Source organism: Pseudarthrobacter sp. W1I19 (assembly GCF_030817835.1).
Taxonomy (GTDB): domain Bacteria; phylum Actinomycetota; class Actinomycetes; order Actinomycetales; family Micrococcaceae; genus Arthrobacter.
The window spans coordinates 1,929,821-1,953,399 of record NZ_JAUSZR010000001.1 but is presented as its reverse complement, the minus strand read 5'-3'; the positions used below and the strand labels follow the sequence as shown (position 1 = coordinate 1,953,399).

Here is a 23,579-nt window from a genome sequence, read left to right as displayed (position 1 = left end):
TTTTCTCCTTAAGCCACTGCAGCGTAGATGCCGTAGACCAGCTCCGACGCCATTATGTACTGCAGGTAGAAGTCGCTGATGCGGACGAACTCGCCGGATGGGTCGTTCGAGACGTAGTTATCAACGCCGCGGCCATCGGTCAGCTGCAGGGTGTAACCCGCGCTCAGCTGTTTGATGCCTGGAGTCGCGTTGATATTCATGAGCCAGACGTTCTTGCCCCAGATGGGTGCCAAGGAGTCGCTCTGACCTTCTTTGCCGCTGTTCACAGCAGCCATGCCAATGACGATGTTCGGAATGCCAAGCAGGCCAGCCAACGCCTGGGTGGTCAGTACGCCAGTCTGGGTGTACTTGATGCGCTCCAGGAAATCGGGATGGTTCTGAATGACGGCCCAGACTTCCCAGCTCATGACAAGGGTGTTCGGCAGCTTCAAGCCGTTCTGCTTGATGGCGGTGATACCGGCGACGATGTCGCTGAACGGGTTGGAGTTACCGAAGTCGCTCCACTGGCTCGTGCCCGACAGGGTCGTGTTCTGGGTGATGATGCTGGTGTTGTTCAGCAGGGCGGCGGCGTTGGCTTCCTTGTTGATCATGAACGATTCGGTCAGGATCTCGGTGGCGTCGACACGGGCATCCAACGGGGGCTTGCTGCGCTTGAGTTCGTCTTCATCGACGAACACCTTCAGCTTGCGCTTCTCTAGAGGACCAAAGGCGGTCTTCGTCAGGTTGTATTCAATCTCGGGAGTCAGCGCTTTGCTATTGGGAGCAATGCGGGAATCCACGTTCTTCAGGTTGGTCTTGTCGTAGACGTAGTAGTAGCCACTGTCTTCGTCGACCGGCAGGGTTGGGAATACGCGGTCAGCGATGAAACTGAGCTGATCGTTCTTCCAAGCTTTCGATACGTTGGTGAGTACCGGATTACGTCGTAGATCTTTTAATTGAGGCATTTAACCTTTCTCCTAGTACTTCGCCGTTGAAGGCATTACTTCTATGATGTCGCCGCTAACGCCGGCCTGAACCGCGTAGCCAAGAATCTGATTGCCAGCCGTGGTGGTGGCGATACCGACCGAGCTGCCGTTGCTGGTGACGGCGTCGCCGACAGCCACCGTTCCACCGAGCTTCACCTTGAAGGTGCCGTTCGATGTGCGGAGCCAGACGCTTGCCAGCTCACCACTGACTGGGGTGTTGTCGAGCACGCCCAGGAGGACATCGGTAGCCGCGGTGGCCGCGACGACGTTGCCGCTCGAGTTGAGCTTGACGACCTTGTATTGCAGGGCGGACAGGTCAGCGGCAGCAGGTGCGCTGAAGTGATTCCCCTCGATGAACTTAGCCATTATTCTTGATCTCCTTTACCGGTTACTTTGTTGGCAGCCGCGTAAAGCTCTGGCTTGGCGCTCGCAACGTGCTGCAGTGCCTGGGCGTAGCTGATCTTCTTCTCGGCGGCGTAGTCGCTCGTGAGCTTGTCCAGCTCGTCCGCAGCGGTCTGGCTGTCGGTGCCCCCGTCTCCGCCACCACCCATCTCGCCGGCGGTGATGAGCTTGTTCTCGGGCAGGCCCTTCAAGAACTTCTCGAGGTTCTCGCGCTGCTTCGGTGAGGAAGCCAAGAGGATCTCGACGGCCTCATCTTTCTGGCCGCTCTTGATAGCGCCGCGGGCGATGTGTTCGCTCACGAATGAGCTGGCCTCAGTCCGGGCAAGCTTCTCGGCAGCCTCTACACCACGAGCAGCGTCGGCCTTAAGCTTGGCCAGGTCGCTAGCGTTGATAGTGACGGTCTTGGCGCTGGCCTCAACCTTCTCAGCGGCAGCTTTTTCTTCGGCCTCTTTGTCGGCAGCAGCCTTATCGGCAGCTTCCTGCTCGGCAGCCTTATCGGCGTCCGTCTGAACGTCGAAGGACTTGCGCTCCTCCACCGTCAGTTCGTCTTTGTGTTCTGCGAGAAATTTCTTCTCGGCGTCGTCGAGATCGGCCAATGCCTTCTTACGTACGTCTTCTAACTTCATACGGTCTTCTCCTTTACTTCCCCCCTCGCTCGCCATCACCGGCTTTAGCTTTTTGAATAAGGGGCTATTGGTTAATGCGGCGGCGCTCAGCACGTTTGGAACGCGAGTGCCCGCCTCTTCTGGGTCTTCGTACATCAGGTCTCGGGTATTGAACTCAGGTGAAAAGAAGGCGTACTCGTGGTCACGAACCTTCTGGGCGCCGCTCGGGGTCCACTCGATGCCGGTCCCCCACAAACCATCGGCGCCGCGGTCTTCGAGACCGTGTATCCAGCCAGCTGCCGCGCCCGAAGAGTGGTCGTAGTTGATGGGCAGCGGAGAGGTCTTGTTGACGCGGGAGATGCCAGCGGCAAAGTTGGCTGCAAACTGCGAGATGTCGGCCTGGGTGATTTCGAAGTCACCATGCCAGGGAGTTTTCCAGTTGCCAGGAGTGAGTAATTGAATCTCAGTCGGTAAATTGCCGCTGGAATCGGCTTTGATTGCTATCGCCCGGTAAAGGTGAGCGTGTTGTGACAATGAAGTGTTATCCCTATTATGGTTATAGAGGACGTCGCTTCACCGGCGTTCTTATTTTTAGTATTGGGGCTACTTAAATAACCTGTCAACTATTTCGGATAATTCAGCCGCATATCGCAGCGGCATCGCGGATGCGCTGTGGGCCGCAGCTTCGGTCCAATTAGAGTTTGAAATGCCTGGTCGAGGGGTACGGTGACACCATGCAGCGGAGCGCAGATGCGGCAGGCGCCGGCTTGCTTCGCTAGCCACGTCTTCGACTCAGCCCCGGTCTCATATCCGAAGACCATCAGGCCGCTCTGATACGCATTCACTGTTTCCGTCCTGGCGATCATCTCGGCGCGCACGTGATTGCGGATGATGCGCTGCACCCGGTTCACGCTATCGCTGACGGACTCCCCCATGGCGATGCTGGTCTCTATTGACTTCCGGATGAGCCTGAGATTGGTGTCGGTGATGTCCTTGATCAGCCGGCCGACGTGATCGCGGGCGGCGTCGAGGCGCAGCTCCGTTAGGCGGTCAATGCTGACTGGCGTCTCATAGATTTCGAAGGCCGCATCCATGCCGACGGCGTACAGGTCGCCGATGTCCTGCAGTACCAAGGCGATGAATATCGTCGCTTCGATTTCCCGCACTCGGTCGCTGTCATCCACCAGCGGGTCTTCTGACGCAATGTGTAAGGGCACGTACTGCCAGCGAACCAAAGCAGGCGCCCGTTCTGCCAGCCCACGCAAATAGACCAGCGTGTGGCGCTCCAGACGGCGTTCAGCGCGAAGCAGGCGTTCGAATATCGCAGGGTTCTTCCGGTAAGTGTTCTCCCATTCCTCCGATGCTCGGATGACGCGGCCGAGTTCTTCCCTGGCGTCAAGCAGCTCGCTGTTCATCGAGTGCCTCGTCCAACTCCTGATACAACTGGCGTGCCTTGCGGATCTTCGCCTCGGCGCTAACCTTCTTTTTCGCCTTCTCGTCCGGCACGTCTTTGATATTCGTCTTGGAATCAGGGTCCATCGGATTTTCAGGGTTAGGTTTGGCAGCTGGCTTTTCGCGGACGTGATCCTTGGGCAGCGGCTTCACGCCAATGGCCGCCCGTGACCGGTTCTCAATGTCGTCGTCCATCGTGATTGCGCCGGCCGCGGACAACTTAGATAGGGCCTCCGAGAACACCGGCAGCGCTTCGTCGTCCAGGCCGTTGGCCTTGAGCTTGGGATATTTGTCGGTGGTGAAGTTAAGGTCGACCAGCGTCTTGATGGCCGTACGGGCGAGCGTGTCAATGATGGTCTGAGCCGTAGCCTTCTCGGCAAGGGTAAAGAAGCTTGTGAGGTCTTCGCTGAGCGAACGGCTGCCGCTGCCACTACTGGCGCCCAGCTCCAGGAACTGAGCCAGGACGTTCTTACTGATTTGCCGATCGTGATGGTTGATGCTCGGCATCATGTCGCGCAGGGTCTGTGACTTCATATCCATAAAGCCGATATCCCAACCAGCCTTGTGGTTGATGTAAGACTGCTCGTTGGCGCGCAAGGCGCGGGCTGCTCGGATAAGCATCTGGCGGTCGGTATCGTCAGCCTGGGCAGGCTCCACGATATCGATGACACCTAGGCCGTGGCGCTCATGAGCGACGGAATCTATTTGGTACAGCGCGCTCTTGATGAACCAGTTCTGATAGGACGAGCGCAGCACGCTGATGCCCTCGTAGTTTTCGCCTTCCTTCTGGTTGGTGAAGATGACGAGCTTCTCCAACGGCGTCTCCGGCGAATCGCCATTGGCTAGCATCTGGGTGATGCCGGCGCCGAACTTGTCCGAACTCCAGCGGTAGATACTCTTCTGTTTGCGGAAGGCCAGCTTGGATAGGACGATGCGCTCCTTGCCGTTCACCGGGCGCAGCTCGAGGACCATCTCGAAGACGGCGTACCCGAACGGTAGATACGTCAATGCTTCGGACAGGAAGCCGTGCCAGTCCAGGATGGTGAAGAAGTTCTCATTGCAGAACTCGGCCATCTCCACGTCGGCGGCATCCTCGCTGGCTGCTTCGAAGGTCCATTCGGCCTGCATGATGGGGAGGAACACCGCCTGCAGACTGGAGCGGACCGTGGCGTCACTGCGCCGCATGCGGTCATAGACGACGGCGGCCTTATGCCCCATCAGATCCGGGCTGTATTCCTCGCCGGTGATAATGCCACTAAAAACTAAAGTCCCGGATTCGCCAAGCTCCCGATATTGCGCGGTACTTTTCTTGGCAGCTGCCTCTATGCTTTTGTTGGCTTCATCCATTGCTCGCATTATGAGACTAGAACTGCTTTCCTAGCAACCCACTTGTGTATGTCTCAGGAGCCAGGCGTTTGGTTTCCGGTTTATCCAGGACGAGCACGTTATTGCCGCCTTCGACGGGGGCATAGGAAATGACTAACGCGTCACCACGGTCAGGTGAGCGGCCGATGCGCTTGCGTAGTTCCTTCTTGTCTTCCACGTGAATCTTGCCGTTCTTTAGATACCACTCCACGGCCGACAGCTCGACCTTCAGTTCCTCGTCGTCGGGGATGGCGATGTCGCCGTTGATAAACAAGCGCGACACGCTCCACCACATCTCAGCGCGAAGGTTGGCGAACTCGTACTCCCCCGGCCCTGGGTCTTTGACGGTCGGCGGATTGGAGGTATTGACGGCGATGATCTTGTGCAGCCAGTGGGGATTCTCTCGGACCTTGCGCGCGGCTGTGTTGTAAATCGGGATGCCCAGGCCCATGGCTTCAATCTTTACCTGGGTCTCGTGGTCAGTTGGATTGAGCTTCTCAATCTCGTCGTTGATGACAGTGGTGTCCGGCGTCAGCCAGGCGCGGATGCTCTCGCCTTTCTGGCCACGGCGGTGGTAGATGGCACTCATATCGCCGCCGCCGGCGGAGTCGACACCAAAGCGCGAAGGGCCGACTTTCACCTCAGCATGCCGCTCGTCGGACATGGCCGCCTCCACCAGGTTCAAAGCGATGAGGGCGCGCGTGCCTGACTTCGGGAACTCCCCCTCGACGCGGCTGTCCCACAGCGGTGTGCCGATGCCCCACTTAAAGATGCGCTCGTACACCCAGCGCACTGACACCAGGTGAGGACGCGGAGTCTTCCACTCTGGGGACTGTTCTCGGCCGCTCTCGATGGCCTCCACCACCGCTTCCGCCGGATGGTTCGGCTGCTTGCAGTCGATGGCCTCACAACGCGCTATGCCGTTCTCAGTGAAGTTGGGCGTTATCCAACAGGAGACGTGCAGCTTGCTCGCCAAGTGGCTGCGATGGGAATCGTAGAACGTGCCGCCGACGCTGGTCGGGTTGCCGATGTAGAGTACGCGGGCGTTGGCACTGGTGACCAGGGCGTCCACCGCTTCGAAGATAGGTTCGTTCACGCCGGCCGCCTCATCCACGATGACGAGGATGTGGTCAGCATGGAAGCCCTGGAAGTTGTCCGGGTCTTTGGCTGACACCCCGATGGCGTACCACTTGTCGCTGATTTCGTGCTGGGTGGTAAGCGTCTTACCGGGGAACTTGTATCTGGCTTTCTTGGCGGCCACGCGGAACTCGCGCCAGAGGATCTCTTTCACCTGGCGGCCAGTCGGCGCCGTGGTTACGACTACCGAATTCGGATAGGCCATAAGGAACCAGGCGGCGGTACGTGCGGCTATCCAAGACTTGCCGATACCGTGGCAGGAGCGGACGGTCGTGACGCGGTTATCGCGGACACTCTGAATGATGCTGATCTGCATCGGCCAGGGATCTGCCCCCAGATAATCACGGAGGAAGAACTTCGGGCTTTTGCGGATGGCCCTAGTTAGAGTCTGTGCTTGTTTCGGTGTCAGGGTCGGCATCGTCTATTTCCTCAGCACGATTCATTAGATCGTCCCAGTCGTCGACTTCCCTGGTTTCCGTCTTGGGGATGTAGGCATGCTTGGCGGACAGGATGAGCTTGACGATGGAGTCCTTGTATTCACTGCCGAGACCACCTTGGATGAGACGGTCAGCCTGGACTGCCTGCAGTCTCTCTAAGGTGTCGGAAAACTCAGGCCTGGTCTTGTCCTGGGCCCAGGCGTATACGGTGTCGCGACTGATGTTGAGAGCTAGGGCCAAGCCCTCCACCGTGGGAACCTTGACGATTTTGCGGACCGCGAGTCGGCTGCCTGACCGCACTACCTCATGAGTATCGACACAGCTATCTAGATAAGCTTGCGCCTTCTTCGCCAAGGATTTCGTGTATTTGGTGGGTCTGGCCATTGTGACCTGATTATGAGAGCGGTGTGCAATAAGAGCAATAGGACCGTGACGCGCCCCATCTCAGATGTCGGTATTCCCCTGCCGTGACTACTACTGTGGTCGGAAGTAGATATTGGGACGGGGAGAACATGAGCGAGTCTGCTGGCGGCACTACTTTAGCGCCCACGGCTGTTTCGGATACCGAGATTGAAGTGCGTCTGAAGTTTGTATCGCGCGACTACACACCCGTGCAGCTGGCGACCCGGATACAGGACGTAGATTCACTGGTGAAGCTGCTTGTCAGCCCCCGCGCAATCCTGAACGGGCGCCCTGTACCAGCCAACCCCGCCCGACGCGCCGCAGGGAGCTTACGCGGACGGGGTGTCGCACGCCGACAGGTCATAACTTCGTCGGTCCGCGGACACGGGTCCTACTCGATCCGTGCCGGCGCGGGTAAATGGACTCCATTTGGACTGAAACGCGGAGCGAAAATCACCGTGGAATCCGTATCCCTCCACAGTCCCCTTGAGATCACTCTGCTGGTCACTTACGTCACAGCCAATGTCCTCGCCCGCTTTGGACGACTGATTCCCAAGTTGATTGAGATAAAGAACAGTTGGCATGGGAGCCAGGTTATAGCTGCCGAGTCCAGAACAAAGATTGCCGCGGCAAACCTAGATACCCAGATCATCAACAAGCTCGCCGAAGATGTTGGGAACATCGACCTAGATAAGTACGGGAAATTGAAAAAGGACCACCCCTCCAAAAGGATCGTCAACGGTGCAGTTCGAGCGCTGACCGATTTGGATTCCGCCGAGGTTCGTCAGAGGAAGTAGTCGTAATTAAGCTGCCCTCCAAGTGATAGTCTTTTATGCATGGCACAAAAGACAGTAGTGATTCTTTCGGACGATATAGACGGATCGGAAGCCAGCGAAACGATCCGCTTCTCATTGGACAACGCAGAATACGAGATTGACCTCAACGACGAACATGCCAATGAGCTCCGCGAAGCCCTGCAGCGCTTTACCCAAGCTGCTCGTAAGACTTCCGGTGGCCGCGGTCGGCCCGCTGGTCGCAAGTCCAGTGGGTCCGGCCTTGATACCAAGGCTGTTCGGCTCTGGGCGATCGAAAACGGTTACAGCGTGAACACCCGTGGCCGTATCCAGCAAGACATTATCGAGAAGTACCAGGCCGCGAGCTAAGGCCGATACCAGCCAGGAAAAAGGTGCGCACGTCTAGCTGGTATCGGCTGATATCAGACTAGGACCGCAACTCCCCAGCTTCAAAATAAAGAATCAGGGTTGGAACTTATTTAGGCTCCAGCCCTGATTTCTTTTTTTGCCCTCATATATCCCGCGGTGCCACGCTCAATTCATGGTGAAAAAAATACTTTTGGTGGTGTTACTCGCCCTGGGTCTGACGGCCGGCTCTGCTGCTATCGCCCAGGCTGCCGTTCCTCAAATGGTTCCCACGGTCTCCGTCGGGGGGCTCGATCCCGACTACTGGTGGCTCGGCGGATATGTCGACCTGGACCGGACAGACCAGGGCGCTGTGACTTCCGGCTATGCGGCGGCGGTGGCCGGGACTATCTGCCTGCAAACGGCTGGCTGGGTCTGCCCGTTCTCCGCCTTCATTCTCACTTTGGCGGCGTTCTACATCGCTACAAACGGCTACTGCCCGAATAGACTGAGAATCTACCTGAACTCTTTGTGGGGCTTCCCGATGAGGTGTGCGTGATGGATCGTAGGCGTGGAATCCTGGTCGGCCTGATTGTGGGCCTGATTGCTTCAGCAGGCGTGGCGGCCAGCTCTCAGACTCCGGTGTGGGCCTTCGTCCTGTCTATGATTTGCGTGCTGATTGCGGTGGGGCTGATTGCTGTGGTGACGGGGGCAGCTCGGCGCTAAATCGGCCTTTTTGACCACCACTCCACGAGCGGGGTCATCGTTTCACCGCCTTGAAGCCTGGCCAATCTGACAATGAATCCAGCTTCCGCTTACGAGGAGCAGTCTTCTTCGGCTGCTCCTCTTTTTGTGCCTGGAGTAAGCCGTCCGGGTCGTTGTAGACCACCTGGCCGGGTAGGAGTTGGATGGGCTCGTAGTTCGGCTCGAATCCCACTACTTCGTCTCCTGCAGTTTCAGCCACAGCAGGGCGAGGGCTTCAGCCATGGTGGTGGCTATGGCTGCTTCACCGCCGCATTCAGTGGCATAGGTTGGCATGCCGTTATAGCCGAGTTCTTCGTCTCCTTGTGAGTACAGCTGAAAAGCTGATCCGCCATTCAGGTGGTCGGCTATCTCCTGGGCGGTGGGAGCGGCGACTAGCTGGTCACGCCCTTTGTCCTCGCCTTCACACTCTTGGCATCCAACCGTGCCGTCAGAGTCGACGCCTACATAGGTTTCATATGCAGCTTTGGTGAGCAATCCAATTTCCTCACTCAGCAGACTGCCGTAGGAGTACACCACTTCTTGCGGGAATCCGGCCGCCTTGAGCTTCTTACAGGTATCGAGGGTGGGTACCAGGTGTTCCATTACCGCTTCATCTCCCGCTCAATCACCTCGCTTAGCTTGCCGTGCGAAGTCTTGATATGGCCGAACCTCTGCGCTGTCGCGAAGAGCCGCATCATCGTCGACGTCATGCCCAATTGCTCGGCCGCCTCAGTGAAGGCGCCTTTGGTTTCCGGCAGTACCTTGTTGCCTGGCAGATAGGCGGAGCGCTTTCTCACTACCGTGCCTCCTCTTCAGGCAATCGGCGAGAGCGCGCGAGCTTGTTTACGGTGACGGTGACTTCGATGTCGCCGCAGACCAGGACGATGGGATCTCCGATGCCTAGCCGGCCAACGGTGGCATATGACTCGACCTGGTCTATCTTGATGAATTTCCGACGCTTGCTGCCCATGTGTGAGCTCCTGCTTATTTGATGAATATCCAAAGATGCCAACTGGGACCGAACCGAATGATGATGTTTCCTCGCGTGCTGCTAGAGAGGATGTATCGCCACCAGGATAAGGGGATCCTGTAGCGGTTCATTCGATATCGAATCCTCACTGGCAGCCTCCACCGATGACGGTGATGGTGATGCCTGGTGCGTTCGATATCACTGGAGCAACGCAAGGGGTCGGCTCTGGCGTAGGAGCCGGAGTAGCTGGGGAAGGGGATGCTACGGAAATTTCCGTAGCTTGCACAGGGGCCACAGTCGGAGCTGCTGTCTGAACCACTGGCACATCTATATGCTCGGCCGGGGCCGTCTGCGTGGACTTCTGGAGCTTCACGATGTCCTGCTCGTTGTTGGTGGTGCGGGCGTCGATGTTGTCGATGCGCTGGTTCAGGCCGGGTAGGTCTAGCTCACCGGATGACATGCCAGCCGCGGCGAAGGCGGTGACGACCGTGGCGATAAAGCCGGAGATCAGGAGGGAGCGTTTCATGACGTCCCCTCCGATAAGACTGGGGCGGAAAGTTTCCCGGCTGCGTGCTTATGGAGATAATCGCGTGCGGCGTTAGCTCCATTACTTTTGATTTCTCCGGCAGCTCTGCGTCTCGCTACGGCCAGTTGCTGCTCCTTGGGGAAGTTTCTCAATGCTTTGCTCATTATTTTGTTCCTTGTTTAGTAATTTCCGTGTGCCAGCCAGTAGGCGTGGGCTCCCGCCCATCCCCCATATCGGCTGACGTAGCTGTTCATCGCGACCAGGGCGGCGATGGGATCGTTCCAGGCTCCGGCCCACTTGCCGCAGGGCAGCTGCTGCCCGAGACCACAGGCTCCGCTGCTGGGGTTCACGGCGTTGGGGTTCCAACCGCTCTCGTGCTGGACGATAAATTCGACATAGCCGAAGTTGGCGGGGTCTATCCCGGCTGCAGTCATCCAGTCGGTGTGAGTGCCGGCTGGGAGGGGAGTCGGAGTCTGTACAGGTGCGGGGATCGGAGCCGATGTGGGCTCAACGGTCGGGACGGGACTTGGAGTTTGCTCCAGCTGCTCGGACGCAGTCGATTCTGTGACCGGAGCTAATGTTTTGGGCCAGGGGCCTCCGCGCGGGCTGCCGTGCCGAATGAGGCGATGGCTAGTCCGACGAGCAAAGCGGACTTGAACTTCTGCATTGAGCAGGTTCTCCGTTTATGTTTCCAGGCTTATAGAGCCTAAGCAGCAGTAGGTTGTAAGCGCCTACTACTGCTTACACTCGGCAAACTAGTCTGATGGCTGGTATAGGGCGACAAGTAGGAGGGTGCATACCCACCACCCTGTATCAGCCATCAGACGGTTCACAGGCTGGTAAGGGGGATCGGGAAGTGGGGGTTTGCCGCTATGTCCTAAGCCCCACCGCGGCGCCATTCAAACTAGCGTGCGCCGTAGCCCCTCCCCCTTATCAACCTATGAATTGTTTTTGTTTGAAAGTGCGGCCGTTGGCCATATCCCTAATATGAATGATGGGTATACATTTGTAAACCCCTTTATCCACAGCTACCGCTTTCGCAGTGTCGCAATCGGCGTCGCCCACCATATATTGTGCGACGCCACGCCCGAATATCACACAAGTTACACAAAATGTGGCGTAACATGGTTTCTCAGCGCGGTCTTTAAGCAGGGCGTATTTTTCCCGAAAAGTACTGTTTGACACCCGGCAGTGTTGATGGTCAAGCAATGTCATAGCTATGTGCTAAACATGATCCATGGATCGCCGCTACCAAGTCTTCATCAGCTCAACCTACATGGACCTCGTCGAGGAACGCCGGGAGGTCATTCAGGCGTTACTGGAAATGGACTGCCTTCCTGCCGGCATGGAGATGTTCCCCGCAGCGAACGATGACCAGTGGACGCTAATACAGCAGGTCATCGACGAAAGCGACTACTACGTCGTAATCGTGGGCGGCCGCTACGGGAGCGTGGCGCCGGACGGCATCAGCTACACCGAGAAAGAGTATGACTACGCCGTCTCCACGGGAAAGCCAGTCCTAGGATTTGTACATGCCAATCCTGGGCAGATACCACTCGACAAGAGTCAGCCGACGGCCCAGAAGGAACTTGATGCTTTCGCGGCCAAGGTGAAATCCAGGCTCGTGAAAATGTATAGTTCGCCCGCAGAACTGGGCTCGGCCGTCTCCCGCAGCCTCATAATGACGATGAAGAAATACCCCGCAGAAGGCTGGGTCCGTGGTCAGTACGCGATGACGCCAGAAACCCAGGCCGAGATGGCTGAGCTCCGTGCGCTCGTGAGCGAGCTCCGACTTGAGGTCAAGGCTTCATCGCAAGCCGCAGTTCCTGAAGACCTAGCATCTGGCACCGATCCATATACGCTGCACGCTAGCTTGTTCTATTTCACCGAAGCTGCCGTCGAGGCGGGTAAGACATGGCGCACTGCACCTAAAGCGCGACAGTCTTATCAATTGCAGGTAACCTGGAATGAAATCATTTATGACGTAGGCCCGCTCCTCATAAATGAGGCCACCCGAGAAGGCCTCATTGAGGTCCTAAATAACTTTGCGCTCAGTACTATATTCAATTCACCCGAAGTAGAGCTACCGAAAGACTACGGCAAATCAGTAGAAGCCCGAGTTCTACTAGAGTGCTTCGACGACATCGTGGTGCAATTGTTCGCCCTGGGGATTATTACGCACGGCGTGAAAAAGCGATCGACGACCGATAAGAGCACCTATTGGGCACTGACCGGCCTGGGCCAGGACACGCTCATGAAACTGAGGGCAATCCGTAAGGGCGACGACGCTGCCCGCTAGCAGTCGTTTTGCAATTTCAGCCAAAGCAGGGCGAAGGCTTCGGCCATTGGCAGGGGGTCAGTTGAAAAGTTGCCATCAGCTCGTTCCAGCATCATTTCGAGGCCGTTATCTCTAGCCTGCATATGTAAGCCAAGATACAGGTGTTCTCGCAACTGGTCGGCTATCTCTTGGGCGGTGGGGGCGGCGGCATAGTCTTTCACATCCTGGCTACCCCATAAGCCATATCTGCGCATCAGTTCAGGCTGCACCAAGTAGGGTTCACCCGCCGGAATACCCGCTGTCCATTCCCATACGCTGACAGAGTTTTGCGGGAATCCTGCCGCCTTGAGCTTCTTAGCTGTTTCGAGGGTGGTGACGAACTTATCCATTTATCACCCCCTCTTCCGGCAGCGGCAGACCCACTCCCAGCTTCCCCAACTCAGCGTCAATCGCAGCCACGCTGACGTAGCCCATGATGTGTTTGCCCAAGGCCCTGAAGGTGAATCGTGGCAGGTTCCGTGCTTTACGCAGACCGCTAATGCGTCCCTGCTTGAAGCCGGCGTCCATGCCGCGGCCGAATTCGGAGTGTAGGGCCACTTCGATCGAGGCCCTGGCGGTGAGGGGAAGTTGTTTAACTGCTGGATGATCCCAGAGCTTGGCGACGTCTTTGCCGCGCTCGTTGATGTCGCTCACGCTGCACCTCCCGCCGCGCGTTTCTCAGCCTTCTTCCGCCGACTGGCGGAGCCGCCTTTACGGCCGGCTTCTACGGCCAGGTCCCGGTTCATGGCGAAGCCGCCACCCCGAGAGATTTTGCCGCCCTTGCTCCCGATCACCCTGTAAAAGTTCGGCCGGCCGTCGAGCCCGTCACCGTAGCGCTCCTTGTTCGTAGCGGCTGCCTTGCGGCCGCCCATAATCGTTCCTGCCATCTGTCTATTTCTTTCTCGCCGGTTTGAGCGGGCGGCGTCGCTTGTTAATTCCTTTTCCTAACTGGCCACCTTTGCGACCGTTCTCTGAGTGCCATGAGGCACCGTAGCGCTCCTTGGCGGTCTCGGCGGCCCGTTTAGCGCCGTCTGCTGTGTTGCCCATCTTTGGCGTCTCCTCCGTGGTTTAGCTCGGCCTCCATCTCGCTGAATGTCTTGCGAATGCACTTCTCGTTTTTGTCGTAGAAGTACGCGATCCTCATGACGCTGTCGGCCAGCCCGAACCGCCAGCCCTTGAGCTTGGCGTAGTCGCCAATGAGATCGAAGTCCTTCTTCGAGAAGTGCGAGACCATGGGCGTCATTAGAACGGGATGTCGTCAATGTTGATCTTGGTGACCTGGTCGTCGGTGGGGATATTGTCGCGCTCGGTGCGCTTCGCCGGCACCGGCAGTTCAGTCCCTTCGTCCACCAGCTGTGACAGCGGTATGGCGTTCTCAACCACTTCAAAGAGATCCAGATTGGCCGCCGCGTCGGACTGTTCCACCGTTAAGGGATTGCGATTCGGGCTTGGCGTGATCGCGTAGGTGGTCTCCTTACCGGTGCCTTCACGCGTGATGTTGATGTTGTACTGCGTGGGATCGCCCCACTCTTCGTTTACGGCTAACGCTTGGACAGCCTTGAAGCTCGTGACGGACGCTTGCCACACCTGTGCCATTTCCTCAGTGAAGTTCCATATCACCCAGGCGTACCGCGTGGAAACCTTGCCCTTGTATTCGTCCGTGTAGACGAAGGCCTCTGAGCAGACGCGGATCTTGGCAGTCTTGCCGTCGTCCAGCTTGAAGTAGCGGCTAGGGGCGCTCGGGGCAACGTATTTCTTATAGGCGTCGATATTGCTGTTCATTTAGTGGTGGTCCTTGCCGCCCGGCGTCATTGCGGGGTCGGCGGTTATTTAGCTATTGCAGATCTCGCAGGGGCACTCCACGTGCTCCATCATTAATTCGTAAAGAGCGCGGCCGTGATGACGGCAAACGCCATGACGAATATCAGGGCAAAAGCGGCTAGTGCTCGCAGGAACCGGTGGCCCTTACCGGCTTCGATGAGGCCGGTATCGCGGTTCTGGTAATACTTCTTGCCGTACAGCCGATATGCGGAGCTGTAATGAACGGGGACTTTAGTGGGCTGAGCCATTTGTTATTGTCATCCTGTTTATGTTTCTCATATTCGGCTTTTTAATTCGGCTTGTCAATAGCCAAATTATTTGGCTTCTTTATGCTCGTTGAAGCCAGGCAGTAACAGGACGAAAACGCGTATATTCCGCGTCCGTACAATGGGTCATGCCTTCGGGTATCTGCTCCAGGGAACATACGTAACGAGTCGTAGCCACGGTGACCATACCGCCGTCCTCGTAAACGAAGTTGTAGCCAGGCGAGCCGGAAAGGCGCGTCCACTCCTTGCGGTCCATCTGGCGGTTCACGAGTACGGTGGACACTCGCCGGCCGCAGGTGCAGCGCACCTTGTTGTGTTCGTCGATGCAGTGCTTGTGGCCGGTCGGGCGCTTGTAGGCAGGAGCTTCCAGAGCGGGCAGATTGTTGTCGCCGTGGCTGGTAGGGCTGAAGTCGATGATCTGGTTAGGGACGAGGCGCAGGGCCAGACGGACGATGTCGATGACGCCAATACCTTTGTTCTTGGCACGGGCCACACTGTCGGACTCCTCCTTGGTCAGCACATACGTGTCGCCGTTCATGAGGGTGATGCGGGTAAAGCTGGGCATGGTTCTTAAATCTCCGGTACGTTATTTGATTCGTTCTCGCGCTTATAGAACTCGACCAGGTTGTTGGTCTTGTCGCGCAGGTCTTCGAGGCTGAGGATGTTCGGCGCGAAGCGCTGCCCCCGTGCAGCAGCCGCTGCCTTGATGAGCTTGAGCGTCCCCTCAAGCTGGTGCCGGCTTATAAGCGTCTTTGCCGCCCGGCGTTGGTACAGCATGCGGGGTAGGCGTAGCTCAAAGGCGGCTTCGAATTGCTCGACGACTTCGTTTACCTGTGGATCTCGGTTATCAGGTTTGTCGGGAAGGGGCGCAAGTCCATGGTTCGTAGAACCATCTTCTTTAGTTATTACTTTATTAGTAATTACTTGTGGGGGGTTATCCATGCTCGGGTTTTCCGGCCACGGTTCTTCCAACAAATCGCAGTCTCCGGCAACGAACTTTCCATTGACGTTGCGGCCCTGTCCCCGCCGCAGATAGCCGGCCGCCTCGAGCTCCTTCAAGGCGGAGGAGACTGCGTCGCGGCCTTCGGGGCGTTGCGCCACCACTCCCCGCTCGCTGATGTTCCAGTTATCCGGCTTAGTCATCAGGAAGTAGAACAGCCCGAGGGCCTTGAGCGACAGCCTCTTATCGTTAGCCGCCACGTTCGAAACGGTGGTGTATTTGGCGCTCTTGACGCTGCGGATGATGCTCACCGGACGTCCGCCACGTAGCCAAAGGCTTCGAGTTGCCAGAGCATCGTCCTGACTTCCTTCTCGTTTTCCTTGAGCTGGATACAGATACCGGCGATGGTCACAAACTCCGGGTCTTCCATCAGCATCAGGTAAGCGTAGAGGCCCTTGGCGCCCAAGCCGATCTGATCGTTGAGCAGTAATTCCTTGGGGACATTGGCGGAACTCTTAGTGCGTTTTACTATCAAACAAAACCTCCTTTTCATTGACCAGGAGGCTAATCCGCTCTACCTTGAGAGTAATGGCTAGATGGTTCCTAGTCAGGTTGGAGAGCGCGGCGTCATTCCCGCGCTCTTCGTTTATTGCTAATGTTTATGATTATGAGACTTAAGCGGTATAATGCAATAGCCGAATATGGCGTCGGAGTACCAGTCCTTACAATCCGGGGAAATCAAAGCGGCCTAATACACGATTAGGCATCCGAAAACGACTCAGCTCTCCGGCGCCATCCGGGAGCTTTTTATTTGTCCCCATGTGCATAAGTAGGGGGAAAAGTGGCTCCGTGAGGTATTCTGCATCCGAAGGTGCAGTGCTGGGGGAACACAGCCGGCCCTTACGACCAGGTCCGCTCCGCACTCGAAGGCACACTAATGACCACTCCTCAGCCCGCCCCTGCCAACCGCAACAAACTGCTCATCATCATTGGTGCGGCGGTCGTGGTGCTCCTGGCGATCATCGCCATTGCCGTTGGCTCTCAAGCCATCAGGGCGGGTCAGGAAGCCGATGCCAAGGCCAGCGCAGTCGCTAGCGCCTCCGCTATGTCGGCGGCATTGGACGCCGCTCAGAAGGTCATTGACGACCAGCGCGCCGCGGATGCGAAAGAAGCCAACACGGTCTGCGAGAAGCGGCTGATTCAGAAGCACCCAACGGCCACGGTTCAGGCGGGTAAGACTAAGTCCACCTTCAAAGCTTCAGACGGCAGCTTCGACACCACCGGCGGTTACACTGACGCCCCTGCTGGAAACACGATCCCTATGCAGTTTGTCTGCTCCTCAATCAAAACCGGCGGCACAAGTTGGAACGTTTTTCTGAGTAATGATGGGCACGGTTCACGGGTTCCCTAACCCTCGTGACCTAGAAATGAACGGAAGTGATGTCTGAAGTAACCGACTGGATCAGCGCTGGCGCTAACGTCGCCGCCGCCGTGGGAACAGTGGGAGCACTCTGGGTGGGGGCGATAACCCTCCGCCGTCAGGTGGATGACAAGCGCCGGGAACAAGCCAGCGCTGTGATAGTGGGCCACCACGAGGATAAGCAGCCCCTTCGCAACGGCGAGTCGCGAAGACGTTTCTTTATCCGGAATGCCAGCCCACTGCCGATTTACAACGTGGTTCTCTTTGGGGCGATACCCTCACATATACCGAGGGGTCCGAGGCCGCCAGCTCAGCGCGACGTTCTACCGCCTGGCGAAGAGGAAAGCTTTTATTCGAGCAATAAAGAGGCGCAGCCTCATGCCATGTTCACCGACAGCTCTGGGGTGACCTGGGAACGTAGTGGAGCTGGGCGCCTGACGGAGATAAGAATAATTGAAGAGCGGCAGTAGCAGGCTATGCCGGATGAACTATAAACGCCTCGTAAATGATTTTGGAACCAGTCTGACTGCGGTTGTCGGGCACCACGGTGGTGACGACCTGGATGCTGACATGGCTGGTCTCGTAGCCGCGGATAATACGGTTCACTTGTTCGCAGAGGTACTTGGCTGATTCTGCGGAAACGGTTGAAATCCGTGCTGTCATTGCATACTCCTAGCTGGGGATAGGTAGCGGAAACCTTACTGGGCCGAGAGCAGTCTGAATAGTCCGTCTTCTTAGCGTTCCATTCGATTACGCTTCCTCGGATTCCGGTACCGGCACCACCACGCAGGTGTACTCATCCTTCAGGTTGAAGCCGTAGCGTTCGCTGACTTTCTGGATAGCCCGCTCCCTGGCCAGGAGCTCGCTGTTGCTGCGGACATACACGATTCCCCTGACGTAAAGCTTCTTGCGGCTGCCTTGCGGTGTAAATCCAACTATGTATTCGAACTCTGGCATGGTCAGCGCACTTTGCCGCACTCAAGACAGATTTGCGAGCCGTCCGGGCCGCCGGTGTCTTCTACTTCGCTGTGCTCGCAGTCTTCGACGGCAGTTATTAGCGTGACTAGTCGCCGCTCCTCATCCTGCAGATTGCGCAGGTCGTCCTTCAGTACCTTCTCCGGTATTCCAAGAGGTATTTCATCGCCTCGAAGTTCCCCTTCAATCCAACGGATTCGATGTTGCACGTAGGCCAACTGCTCAGTCAGCTCTTCTAGTTGCTTGCTCAAGCCAGCACCACCGATCCGGAGTAGCAGGCGCAGGCCGTCCCCGCCCAGTAACTCGTGCGGCAGCTATCGCAGTAGAGCTTGTCCTCATACCAGTCCGTGATCCATTGCGGCGGCACCGATCTGTAATGACCCTGCTTCATCAGCACCCGGTACACGGCACACAGGCAACCGTCCTCAGCTTCGTATTCCATCTCGCACTTCTGGCAGTACTGCATGGCATATCCTTTCTGCCGCTTCACTGAACAGGACCACCCTGAACAGTTCTTTCTCATTCAGCTTGTGAATGATGTCTTCGATGTACTTCCGGCGGGCCTCATCCGGCACCAGCCACAGCACCAACGGGAACGCCCTATCGTCAGGCCAGGCTCCGGAATCAATTGCCTGGATGTAGCGCCGCATCTTGGCGGTCAGCTGGGCCTCCCACTCCACGCCTCGATCTGCCTCACCGAAGTAGCAGGCTCCCCCGACCTCCAGATAGAAATCTGGTTTTAGTAAGACGTGGCCGACGCGGGTATGGCACCAGGGCTCCGTGCGGAAGGTCATGTCCCGTGCGCCGGCCTCCAGGAGGCGGACGAAGGTTTCCGCTATGTCCAAGGTGTGAGGCTCGGGAGTCCGGGCTTTAGTAGAGGCGAGTTGGTAGACGTACTCCGCAGAGCCGTTGTAAGCCCCCCACATACGCTTCAGGTGCCCAAGTTGGGTAAGACGCTTCAAGTGCCTACAGGAGCGCACACGTTGGCCGTCAGGGGTGCCAGACCGATAGTGGATACGCCGGAGTTGGGAGGTGGTGAGCTGCCGGAATTGGGTGACGGTCTGGAGGACGGACCGTTGAGTAGAAGATAGAGCAGAAAAACTATTCATTTAGAAAGTACCGCCCGCCGTGACATCCGCGCGTTTACGGGGGAAGTAGGGGGATATTCTGTGAGCCGAATCAATACCTGGTTCAACTGGACAATCAACGCCCTGCAAGTTCGACTGTGAACACTGAATTTACTCATTTGGGATGCTTCCGATGTGGGGCCGAGTCTTCTGTTCCGGTGCCTTGTGTCTAGTCAGCAAATCAGCTTCCACTTCCATAACTGGCCGGCCATATTTCTCTCTGGAGTACTGCACCACTTCCTGGGCCGCACCAGTAGCTTTCGGTGGTGGTGGAGTCTTCAAGGTCACTACGGGAGCATTTCCGCTGCTGCTCATGAGCTTGGCGGCCACGGTGTACCGCGGGAGGTTGGCTAGGTCGTCGTGGGTCAACGGGGCGAAGGTCTGTTGCATGGACTTGGCGTCGTCGCTGGCGAGCCGGAAGACGATTTGGGACTGGGCGTTCTTGCTCAGGGTTTGCTGGACGGCCTTCGGGAGCTGGTCGGCGTATTGGTTGGCGACCATCAGCCCCAGGCCATAGGAGCGGGCCAGGGCGAAGGGGTCGGCCTTCGTCGTGTTCATCATTTCGCAGAACATCTGGAACTCATCGACCATCATGACGTTGGGCTCCCGGTGTTCCGGGGGTCTACGCAAGGTCGCATCCCAGACCAGGTCGAAGATGAGCTGTCCCAGGGCCGAGGCGTTGGTGGAGCCCATGTGGGCTTCGCTCAAGGGAACCAGGAGTATCTTCCGCTTGCGGACTATCTCATCGAAGTCCAGACCATCCTTCTGGCTGACGATGTTGCGGATCATGCGGGAGCCCAGGAAGGCGTCAAGGCGGTTCACGGCACTGTCCACGGTCATATCGGCTTTGTCGTCCAGCCACCGCCACTCTTGGATGATGTCCGGGTGGATGTTGCGGTTCAGCCGGCGGACTTGGGCGGTGCGATATTCCTTATTTACCAATAATTGCTTGACGTCATAGAGGGACAAACCATTTAGCGCAGCCGTCATAACGGCATTTCTCAAAACACGTTGCAATTGTGCCGACCAAGTATCTCCGCTAAGGGCTTTGAACATACCGACCACATGTGAAGTGGTGCGCTCCGGGTCGCTGCCTGAAAGCACATTCAGGCCGATGGGTCTATCCGTATCTAACGGGTTGAACCATATGACATCACGCTCCCGATGAAGCGGAACGGAACTTAAGACGGCAGTGGCTAAATCGGTTTTCGGATCTAGGAGGACAAGCCCCATATTCCTATCCATAATCTGCGCTGCCATATTGTGAAGCAGCACTGATTTGCCTTGGCCGGAGGGCGCACATACCCAGGTATGGACAGTCAAAGCGGCCTCCGGTATGGCCACGCGCCGGTTCTGCATCTTCGGGGTGTTGCTCGTGCCGATGACGATGCCGTCACTGTCATGCATCACGGTAGGCGCGATGCGCTTGGCCCGCCGGGCTCCGCTGCCGTTCAGCGGCCAGCCCATCAAGGCGGAGAACTCTTTGGCGTTTATGAGGATGGGGAAGCCGGCCGTACTGGCCCGTAGGTTGATACGCTCCCCCACGTTCGGCATGAGGCGGCGCTGGAAGCGGGCCTGTGGAGCCTCCACGGACTTGAAGACGGACGACAGGTCTTTGACCATGCCCTGCGCGTATTCTCCGGTCGCTCCAAGCCTCGCAATGGCTGAAAAGGTATGGTCGGCCAGTTTGTCCTTATCGGCGCTCTCAGAGGTTCTAGGACGCTGTGGGAAGAGGCACCACTGAAGCACTGTCGCTTCACCAGGGTTCAGGCTTTTGAATTGGGCGTTCATGCTGTGGGATGTTCCCTGCACATCCATGATGCGGAGAGACCTCAAAATGCTCATGCCCGGCATAGCCAGCTCCGTGGCCGCCTGCCACTTCGTTGTGGCGATCGGGTCGTCCTCCAGCTCCACTTTCTCCATGGAGCCGTCGACAATCTCATAGAAGAGCTCATCAAGCCGGGCGGCAATGCGCCCAGGAGTATGCATGAAATAACGCTCGCCGTTCTGGTCGGCGTAGCGCTCGAAGCTCACGGCGTAGATGGGCTGCATGAACTTAGGTTTAGGAAGTCCGGACAGGGCACGGATGAAGGCGAGCACCTGGTCATGGCCCATGGTGGAGGGAAAGAAAATCTCGAAGGTTCTTCGCTGGCGGTCGGCCAGCCTTTGAGCGGCGTTCATGATGAGGGCGATACCTCCGACTAAACCAAGCCCTGTGACTGCGACTTGGGTAAAGGGAATGGCTATATCGGTAAAAGTAATTTGGACTGGATAAATAACTTCCATAAGCGCATTATGAACTTATTGCGCTTTGAAAGAGAGAGTATCCAAAAAGGTAAGGGACGTTAGGTGAGGTCTGCTTTGCGGCCTTTATGGCAAAAGACGTTGCGAGGTGACTATACGAGTACGACTAAGGCTTCGGCCGGTAATGATTCTCGGCAAATCCTCGCCTCTCTCTTTTAGTTCACAATTTGATTGGCTTATAAGGGGTTAGGGCGACAGACTTTGGCTGAAGCCGTTCATCAGCGTCTACCCGTAGGGGTACATGGCCGAGAACTAGCCCCCTACCAGCTCGTCAAAGTTTGGTGGCCCGGCTGTAGAAGAACCATCCAGCAGTGACCACCACGAGGCAGACCAAAATTACCGGGAGCCAGGGCTGAATGATTGCCATGAGGATGTTCATCATCACGACCACCAGCACGGCGGTCAGAAGCATCGTGCGGATTTCCTTGAGGTACTTCACCGCCGCCGCTCCTTCATCAGCTGCTTCGCATCAGCCAAGGTGTCTTTTCTGAGAACACGGAGCTTTCGCCGTGCCCGCGCCTTCCAGCACTTTTCGAAACGGAGGTCGGAAGCGACGTAACCCGCAACCGCGAGTAGCAGAGGGGTACCGCCGCAAGGCACTGCGATTGCCCAGGGGTCCATTCCCAAAGCCTGGAGGAAAAGGATAGGATCTAGCCCGGTTTCGTTAGGCGCCGAATAGGCCAAGGTCGGCGTATTGTAAATCCAAAGCGCTCCCCAGTAGAAAATGCCAGCCAACAAACACAGGCCCGCGAGCCCTGCGATAAAGGCGGCTTGTGCTTCGTTTCTCTTGTGGAGTTCGGCTGCCTCGGCTCTAACAGCGATTTTCTTGAACTCCATCCGCTTGAGTTCTCTCTGAGCCTCGCAGGCGGGGCAGTCACAAAAGATGCCATGCCGATTCCGCTCTAGGCCATGGAAAGATATTCCTGCGTCACGTCCCATCACGCTCTCCTGCTGATTCGGCCACCATGATGGCGGCGGCGACGGAACGGATAAATCGCCGCTCCTGGATGCTGAGGGTGGTGGAAAGCTCCGGGTAAAGTCGACTCAGCCGCTTCATAATTTTCTTCACCTTGCGGAGTTCACGGGCGGCCGCTTGGCGTTGGTCGGCGCTCACTTCTCACCATCCATGTAGTCACCGATGATGTCGGCAGCCCCGGCGACGTACATGCCCTCGAAGAGGGCCAAGCCAGCTTCCGCACCTGGGTCTTCCTGGATGTGGTTGCTGAACTCAGCGCGAAGGCCCACGTAGTTCTCGCCGGCGTCGGCCGCGAGTGCCTTGCCTCCATGGATGCGGTAATCGGCTACCCAAGCCCGTTGTATCTCTGCCCGCCGAATTTCGCGGAGAACCACTGCTGCGCCGCGCCGGACATCTGCCCCGCGATAAACCCGTCTGGGGCCTCTCGCAATTTCTTCAGCCATCTCTGCCTCCTTGGTGTTTATACCGACCGTTTCCGCCGGTATTGATACATCAAGTCTCAAGCTAAGAGCCCGAATAGCCGAGTCAAACTAAACAGGGTAAAAAGGCGAAGTTTTGGTAAAAATGGATTCATTTATTGGCTAAAACACGAAAGCGCCCCCTCTCTAGAAAAGGGGGCGCTTTCGTCGGTTGTTAACTACGCGGCCTCCTCATCGTCCGCGGTCTCGTCGTCCAGTAGATGCTCGGCAAGAGCGAAAAGCAGCCGCCGCTGGTTCTCACGCTTAAATGTTCCCTGGTCCCAGCCCCGTCGGCTGTCCGGGTCAATCTCAAAGATCACCGCGATGATGTAATTGCGGCGATTGACTACAGAGCCACCATCGAACAGGAAGTGTTCCAAGGCTTCGCGGCCCTGTTCCGGTGTGATGGTGAATCCGTCAACGAACCTCACTCGCTGATTGAATCCAGCGATGAGCTTCTTCAAATTGGAGACGGCACATCCGTCTCCGCAGTCGCAAGGGGACGCTAGTACCTGGCTGAGTATCGGGTACAGACTTAGCGTGATTATGCCCCGTTTGCGGGCGATGCTTTCGAACTCTTCGGCTAAGGCGTTTGCTTTACAGTGGCTGTTTTTCATGGAGGGGTTCTTCGCTCTCACTTGAGTGGGCTGGGCTCAGGTCGGGGGCTTGAGGATGCGGGCTATCAAGCTGACCTCCTTTCTCTCTGCGAGTGGTCTTATGTACAACAACGAAGCCGCCAGATTAATCAGGAGAATCGCGGAATTTTCTTTAAATAGTATTTATTTGCGCTGTACCCTCGGCCGACGGCGTTACTGGCGTGGTGCGGTGCAA

The 23,579-nt window shown here is 57.1% G+C and carries 37 protein-coding genes; 5 read left to right on the top strand and 32 right to left on the bottom strand.

Translation table 11 applies throughout. The features are described from left to right. Window positions 1–8: 8 nt before the first annotated feature. From QF038_RS09215 to QF038_RS09185, 7 genes are all read right to left on the bottom strand, one after another. Complete coding sequence (locus QF038_RS09215; protein WP_307609861.1) at window positions 9–944, bottom strand: hypothetical protein; 936 nt, start codon at window positions 942–944, stop codon at window positions 9–11. A gap of 12 nt (window positions 945–956) precedes the next feature. Next, a complete protein-coding gene (locus tag QF038_RS09210) occupies window positions 957–1,331 on the bottom strand; it encodes a hypothetical protein (RefSeq protein ID WP_307609860.1) in 375 nt (124 codons plus the stop codon). After that, the gene (locus QF038_RS09205) at window positions 1,331–2,506 is read right to left on the bottom strand and encodes a phage protease (protein ID WP_307609859.1); all 1,176 of its coding nucleotides are present in this window, start codon (window positions 2,504–2,506) and stop codon (window positions 1,331–1,333) included. The genes QF038_RS09210 and QF038_RS09205 overlap by 1 nt, the downstream gene beginning before the upstream one ends. 89 nt (window positions 2,507–2,595) lie before the next feature. Next, on the bottom strand, window positions 2,596–3,387 hold the full coding sequence (locus QF038_RS09200) for a phage minor head protein (protein ID WP_307609858.1): 792 nt from the start codon (window positions 3,385–3,387) through the stop codon (window positions 2,596–2,598). Next, complete coding sequence (locus QF038_RS09195) at window positions 3,368–4,771, bottom strand: DUF935 family protein (protein WP_307609857.1); 1,404 nt, start codon at window positions 4,769–4,771, stop codon at window positions 3,368–3,370. Before QF038_RS09195 ends, QF038_RS09200 begins: the two co-directional genes overlap by 20 nt. A gap of 16 nt (window positions 4,772–4,787) precedes the next feature. Beyond that, window positions 4,788–6,344 (bottom strand): terminase large subunit domain-containing protein, encoded by a 1,557-nt coding sequence (locus QF038_RS09190; RefSeq protein WP_307609856.1) that lies wholly within the window; start codon window positions 6,342–6,344, stop codon window positions 4,788–4,790. Then, window positions 6,304–6,747, bottom strand: coding sequence for a terminase small subunit (locus QF038_RS09185; protein ID WP_307609855.1), 444 nt, complete (start codon window positions 6,745–6,747; stop codon window positions 6,304–6,306). The genes QF038_RS09190 and QF038_RS09185 overlap by 41 nt, the downstream gene beginning before the upstream one ends. 128 nt (window positions 6,748–6,875) lie before the next feature. Here QF038_RS09185 and QF038_RS09180 point away from each other — a divergent pair, with 128 nt between their 5' ends. The 3 genes from QF038_RS09180 to QF038_RS09170 all read left to right on the top strand — a co-directional run bounded on the left by QF038_RS09180 (window position 6,876) and on the right by QF038_RS09170 (window position 8,463). Beyond that, window positions 6,876–7,562, top strand: coding sequence for a hypothetical protein (locus QF038_RS09180; RefSeq protein WP_307609854.1), 687 nt, complete (start codon window positions 6,876–6,878; stop codon window positions 7,560–7,562). Window positions 7,563–7,601: 39 nt separating this feature from the next. Continuing rightward, entirely contained in the window at window positions 7,602–7,928 is a 327-nt protein-coding gene (locus QF038_RS09175; protein ID WP_307609853.1) for an Lsr2 family protein, read from the top strand. A 172-nt stretch (window positions 7,929–8,100) separates the two neighbouring features. Continuing rightward, window positions 8,101–8,463, top strand: coding sequence for a hypothetical protein (locus QF038_RS09170; protein ID WP_307609852.1), 363 nt, complete (start codon window positions 8,101–8,103; stop codon window positions 8,461–8,463). A 377-nt stretch (window positions 8,464–8,840) separates the two neighbouring features. Here QF038_RS09170 and QF038_RS09165 read toward each other — a convergent pair whose 3' ends face one another. From QF038_RS09165 to QF038_RS09145, 5 genes are all read right to left on the bottom strand, one after another. Then, window positions 8,841–9,251 carry a hypothetical protein gene (locus QF038_RS09165; protein ID WP_307609851.1) on the bottom strand — a complete coding sequence of 137 codons (411 nt, stop codon included), beginning with the start codon at window positions 9,249–9,251 and terminating at the stop codon, window positions 8,841–8,843. After that, window positions 9,251–9,445, bottom strand: a complete 195-nt coding sequence (locus QF038_RS09160; protein ID WP_307609850.1) for a hypothetical protein — start codon at window positions 9,443–9,445, stop codon at window positions 9,251–9,253. The genes QF038_RS09165 and QF038_RS09160 overlap by 1 nt, the downstream gene beginning before the upstream one ends. Beyond that, entirely contained in the window at window positions 9,445–9,618 is a 174-nt protein-coding gene (locus tag QF038_RS09155) for a hypothetical protein (RefSeq protein ID WP_307609849.1), read from the bottom strand. The genes QF038_RS09160 and QF038_RS09155 overlap by 1 nt, the downstream gene beginning before the upstream one ends. A gap of 145 nt (window positions 9,619–9,763) precedes the next feature. Then, on the bottom strand, window positions 9,764–10,144 hold the full coding sequence (locus tag QF038_RS09150) for a hypothetical protein (protein ID WP_307609848.1): 381 nt from the start codon (window positions 10,142–10,144) through the stop codon (window positions 9,764–9,766). A 179-nt stretch (window positions 10,145–10,323) separates the two neighbouring features. Next, window positions 10,324–10,578 carry a transglycosylase SLT domain-containing protein gene (locus QF038_RS09145; protein WP_307609847.1) on the bottom strand — a complete coding sequence of 85 codons (255 nt, stop codon included), beginning with the start codon at window positions 10,576–10,578 and terminating at the stop codon, window positions 10,324–10,326. 803 nt (window positions 10,579–11,381) lie between these two features. Between QF038_RS09145 and QF038_RS09140 the strand changes: the two genes are divergently transcribed. Beyond that, window positions 11,382–12,443, top strand: a complete 1,062-nt coding sequence (locus tag QF038_RS09140; RefSeq protein ID WP_307609846.1) for a DUF4062 domain-containing protein — start codon at window positions 11,382–11,384, stop codon at window positions 12,441–12,443. Here the strand turns inward: QF038_RS09140 and QF038_RS09135 are convergent. The 9 genes from QF038_RS09135 to QF038_RS09095 form a co-directional block, all read right to left on the bottom strand. Beyond that, window positions 12,440–12,811, bottom strand: a complete 372-nt coding sequence (locus QF038_RS09135; protein ID WP_307609845.1) for a hypothetical protein — start codon at window positions 12,809–12,811, stop codon at window positions 12,440–12,442. The genes QF038_RS09140 and QF038_RS09135 overlap by 4 nt on opposite strands. Further along, window positions 12,804–13,115, bottom strand: a complete 312-nt coding sequence (locus tag QF038_RS09130; RefSeq protein ID WP_307609844.1) for a hypothetical protein — start codon at window positions 13,113–13,115, stop codon at window positions 12,804–12,806. Before QF038_RS09130 ends, QF038_RS09135 begins: the two co-directional genes overlap by 8 nt. Further along, window positions 13,112–13,348, bottom strand: a complete 237-nt coding sequence (locus tag QF038_RS09125; RefSeq protein ID WP_307609843.1) for a general stress protein — start codon at window positions 13,346–13,348, stop codon at window positions 13,112–13,114. Before QF038_RS09125 ends, QF038_RS09130 begins: the two co-directional genes overlap by 4 nt. A gap of 134 nt (window positions 13,349–13,482) precedes the next feature. Further along, the gene (locus QF038_RS09120) at window positions 13,483–13,695 is read right to left on the bottom strand and encodes a hypothetical protein (protein WP_307609842.1); all 213 of its coding nucleotides are present in this window, start codon (window positions 13,693–13,695) and stop codon (window positions 13,483–13,485) included. A gap of 8 nt (window positions 13,696–13,703) precedes the next feature. After that, the gene (locus QF038_RS09115) at window positions 13,704–14,243 is read right to left on the bottom strand and encodes a hypothetical protein (protein ID WP_307609841.1); all 540 of its coding nucleotides are present in this window, start codon (window positions 14,241–14,243) and stop codon (window positions 13,704–13,706) included. Between the two features lie 92 nt (window positions 14,244–14,335). Next, entirely contained in the window at window positions 14,336–14,530 is a 195-nt protein-coding gene (locus QF038_RS09110) for a hypothetical protein (RefSeq protein WP_307609840.1), read from the bottom strand. A gap of 79 nt (window positions 14,531–14,609) precedes the next feature. Beyond that, on the bottom strand, window positions 14,610–15,113 hold the full coding sequence (locus QF038_RS09105) for a hypothetical protein (protein WP_307609839.1): 504 nt from the start codon (window positions 15,111–15,113) through the stop codon (window positions 14,610–14,612). Between the two features lie 5 nt (window positions 15,114–15,118). Continuing rightward, window positions 15,119–15,799 (bottom strand): hypothetical protein, encoded by a 681-nt coding sequence (locus tag QF038_RS09100; protein ID WP_307609838.1) that lies wholly within the window; start codon window positions 15,797–15,799, stop codon window positions 15,119–15,121. Next, a complete protein-coding gene (locus QF038_RS09095; protein ID WP_307609837.1) occupies window positions 15,796–16,023 on the bottom strand; it encodes a hypothetical protein in 228 nt (75 codons plus the stop codon). The genes QF038_RS09100 and QF038_RS09095 overlap by 4 nt, the downstream gene beginning before the upstream one ends. 402 nt (window positions 16,024–16,425) lie before the next feature. Between QF038_RS09095 and QF038_RS09090 the strand changes: the two genes are divergently transcribed. Then, window positions 16,426–16,899, top strand: a complete 474-nt coding sequence (locus QF038_RS09090; protein ID WP_307609836.1) for a hypothetical protein — start codon at window positions 16,426–16,428, stop codon at window positions 16,897–16,899. A gap of 483 nt (window positions 16,900–17,382) precedes the next feature. On the opposite strand, the gene QF038_RS09085 is transcribed toward QF038_RS09090, so the two are convergent. The 11 genes from QF038_RS09085 to QF038_RS09035 all read right to left on the bottom strand — a co-directional run bounded on the left by QF038_RS09085 (window position 17,383) and on the right by QF038_RS09035 (window position 23,365). Next, a complete protein-coding gene (locus QF038_RS09085) occupies window positions 17,383–17,571 on the bottom strand; it encodes a hypothetical protein (protein ID WP_307609835.1) in 189 nt (62 codons plus the stop codon). Between the two features lie 87 nt (window positions 17,572–17,658). Continuing rightward, complete coding sequence (locus QF038_RS09080) at window positions 17,659–17,865, bottom strand: hypothetical protein (protein WP_307609834.1); 207 nt, start codon at window positions 17,863–17,865, stop codon at window positions 17,659–17,661. Between the two features lie 2 nt (window positions 17,866–17,867). After that, window positions 17,868–18,134, bottom strand: a complete 267-nt coding sequence (locus QF038_RS09075) for a hypothetical protein (protein WP_307609833.1) — start codon at window positions 18,132–18,134, stop codon at window positions 17,868–17,870. Then, window positions 18,131–18,325, bottom strand: coding sequence for a hypothetical protein (locus QF038_RS09070; protein ID WP_307609832.1), 195 nt, complete (start codon window positions 18,323–18,325; stop codon window positions 18,131–18,133). Before QF038_RS09070 ends, QF038_RS09075 begins: the two co-directional genes overlap by 4 nt. Next, window positions 18,309–18,728 carry a replication-relaxation family protein gene (locus QF038_RS09065; protein WP_307609831.1) on the bottom strand — a complete coding sequence of 140 codons (420 nt, stop codon included), beginning with the start codon at window positions 18,726–18,728 and terminating at the stop codon, window positions 18,309–18,311. Before QF038_RS09065 ends, QF038_RS09070 begins: the two co-directional genes overlap by 17 nt. Window positions 18,729–19,121: 393 nt before the next feature. Further along, window positions 19,122–21,296, bottom strand: coding sequence for a type IV secretory system conjugative DNA transfer family protein (locus QF038_RS09060; RefSeq protein WP_307609830.1), 2,175 nt, complete (start codon window positions 21,294–21,296; stop codon window positions 19,122–19,124). 289 nt (window positions 21,297–21,585) lie between these two features. Further along, on the bottom strand, window positions 21,586–21,753 hold the full coding sequence (locus QF038_RS09055) for a hypothetical protein (protein WP_307609829.1): 168 nt from the start codon (window positions 21,751–21,753) through the stop codon (window positions 21,586–21,588). Further along, on the bottom strand, window positions 21,750–22,151 hold the full coding sequence (locus QF038_RS09050; protein ID WP_307609828.1) for a hypothetical protein: 402 nt from the start codon (window positions 22,149–22,151) through the stop codon (window positions 21,750–21,752). The genes QF038_RS09055 and QF038_RS09050 overlap by 4 nt, the downstream gene beginning before the upstream one ends. Before the next feature lie 91 nt (window positions 22,152–22,242). Continuing rightward, entirely contained in the window at window positions 22,243–22,428 is a 186-nt protein-coding gene (locus QF038_RS09045) for a hypothetical protein (protein WP_307609827.1), read from the bottom strand. Beyond that, complete coding sequence (locus tag QF038_RS09040; protein WP_307609826.1) at window positions 22,425–22,733, bottom strand: hypothetical protein; 309 nt, start codon at window positions 22,731–22,733, stop codon at window positions 22,425–22,427. The genes QF038_RS09045 and QF038_RS09040 overlap by 4 nt, the downstream gene beginning before the upstream one ends. Window positions 22,734–22,927: 194 nt before the next feature. Next, a complete protein-coding gene (locus tag QF038_RS09035) occupies window positions 22,928–23,365 on the bottom strand; it encodes a hypothetical protein (RefSeq protein WP_307609825.1) in 438 nt (145 codons plus the stop codon). Window positions 23,366–23,579: the final 214 nt, after the last annotated feature.

What these genes read in the sequence shown, in the direction of transcription:
- QF038_RS09215 (WP_307609861.1), bottom strand. Translation starts at nt 944, where the DNA reads ATGCCTCAATTAAAAGATCTACGACGTAATCCGGTACTCACCAACGTA.
- QF038_RS09210 (WP_307609860.1), bottom strand. Translation starts at nt 1,331, where the DNA reads ATGGCTAAGTTCATCGAGGGGAATCACTTCAGCGCACCTGCTGCCGCT.
- QF038_RS09200 (WP_307609858.1), bottom strand. Translation starts at nt 3,387, where the DNA reads ATGAACAGCGAGCTGCTTGACGCCAGGGAAGAACTCGGCCGCGTCATC.
- QF038_RS09195 (WP_307609857.1), bottom strand. Translation starts at nt 4,771, where the DNA reads ATGGATGAAGCCAACAAAAGCATAGAGGCAGCTGCCAAGAAAAGTACC.
- QF038_RS09190 (WP_307609856.1), bottom strand. Translation starts at nt 6,344, where the DNA reads ATGCCGACCCTGACACCGAAACAAGCACAGACTCTAACTAGGGCCATC.
- QF038_RS09185 (WP_307609855.1), bottom strand. Translation starts at nt 6,747, where the DNA reads ATGGCCAGACCCACCAAATACACGAAATCCTTGGCGAAGAAGGCGCAA.
- QF038_RS09180 (WP_307609854.1), top strand. Translation starts at nt 6,876, where the DNA reads ATGAGCGAGTCTGCTGGCGGCACTACTTTAGCGCCCACGGCTGTTTCG.
- QF038_RS09175 (WP_307609853.1), top strand. Translation starts at nt 7,602, where the DNA reads ATGGCACAAAAGACAGTAGTGATTCTTTCGGACGATATAGACGGATCG.
- QF038_RS09170 (WP_307609852.1), top strand. Translation starts at nt 8,101, where the DNA reads ATGGTGAAAAAAATACTTTTGGTGGTGTTACTCGCCCTGGGTCTGACG.
- QF038_RS09165 (WP_307609851.1), bottom strand. Translation starts at nt 9,251, where the DNA reads ATGGAACACCTGGTACCCACCCTCGATACCTGTAAGAAGCTCAAGGCG.
- QF038_RS09155 (WP_307609849.1), bottom strand. Translation starts at nt 9,618, where the DNA reads ATGGGCAGCAAGCGTCGGAAATTCATCAAGATAGACCAGGTCGAGTCA.
- QF038_RS09150 (WP_307609848.1), bottom strand. Translation starts at nt 10,144, where the DNA reads ATGAAACGCTCCCTCCTGATCTCCGGCTTTATCGCCACGGTCGTCACC.
- QF038_RS09145 (WP_307609847.1), bottom strand. Translation starts at nt 10,578, where the DNA reads ATGACTGCAGCCGGGATAGACCCCGCCAACTTCGGCTATGTCGAATTT.
- QF038_RS09140 (WP_307609846.1), top strand. Translation starts at nt 11,382, where the DNA reads ATGGATCGCCGCTACCAAGTCTTCATCAGCTCAACCTACATGGACCTC.
- QF038_RS09135 (WP_307609845.1), bottom strand. Translation starts at nt 12,811, where the DNA reads ATGGATAAGTTCGTCACCACCCTCGAAACAGCTAAGAAGCTCAAGGCG.
- QF038_RS09125 (WP_307609843.1), bottom strand. Translation starts at nt 13,348, where the DNA reads ATGGCAGGAACGATTATGGGCGGCCGCAAGGCAGCCGCTACGAACAAG.
- QF038_RS09120 (WP_307609842.1), bottom strand. Translation starts at nt 13,695, where the DNA reads ATGGTCTCGCACTTCTCGAAGAAGGACTTCGATCTCATTGGCGACTAC.
- QF038_RS09115 (WP_307609841.1), bottom strand. Translation starts at nt 14,243, where the DNA reads ATGAACAGCAATATCGACGCCTATAAGAAATACGTTGCCCCGAGCGCC.
- QF038_RS09110 (WP_307609840.1), bottom strand. Translation starts at nt 14,530, where the DNA reads ATGGCTCAGCCCACTAAAGTCCCCGTTCATTACAGCTCCGCATATCGG.
- QF038_RS09105 (WP_307609839.1), bottom strand. Translation starts at nt 15,113, where the DNA reads ATGCCCAGCTTTACCCGCATCACCCTCATGAACGGCGACACGTATGTG.
- QF038_RS09090 (WP_307609836.1), top strand. Translation starts at nt 16,426, where the DNA reads ATGACCACTCCTCAGCCCGCCCCTGCCAACCGCAACAAACTGCTCATC.
- QF038_RS09085 (WP_307609835.1), bottom strand. Translation starts at nt 17,571, where the DNA reads ATGACAGCACGGATTTCAACCGTTTCCGCAGAATCAGCCAAGTACCTC.
- QF038_RS09080 (WP_307609834.1), bottom strand. Translation starts at nt 17,865, where the DNA reads ATGCCAGAGTTCGAATACATAGTTGGATTTACACCGCAAGGCAGCCGC.
- QF038_RS09070 (WP_307609832.1), bottom strand. Translation starts at nt 18,325, where the DNA reads ATGGAATACGAAGCTGAGGACGGTTGCCTGTGTGCCGTGTACCGGGTG.
- QF038_RS09060 (WP_307609830.1), bottom strand. Translation starts at nt 21,296, where the DNA reads ATGGAAGTTATTTATCCAGTCCAAATTACTTTTACCGATATAGCCATT.
- QF038_RS09050 (WP_307609828.1), bottom strand. Translation starts at nt 22,151, where the DNA reads ATGGAGTTCAAGAAAATCGCTGTTAGAGCCGAGGCAGCCGAACTCCAC.
- QF038_RS09040 (WP_307609826.1), bottom strand. Translation starts at nt 22,733, where the DNA reads ATGGCTGAAGAAATTGCGAGAGGCCCCAGACGGGTTTATCGCGGGGCA.
- QF038_RS09035 (WP_307609825.1), bottom strand. Translation starts at nt 23,365, where the DNA reads ATGAAAAACAGCCACTGTAAAGCAAACGCCTTAGCCGAAGAGTTCGAA.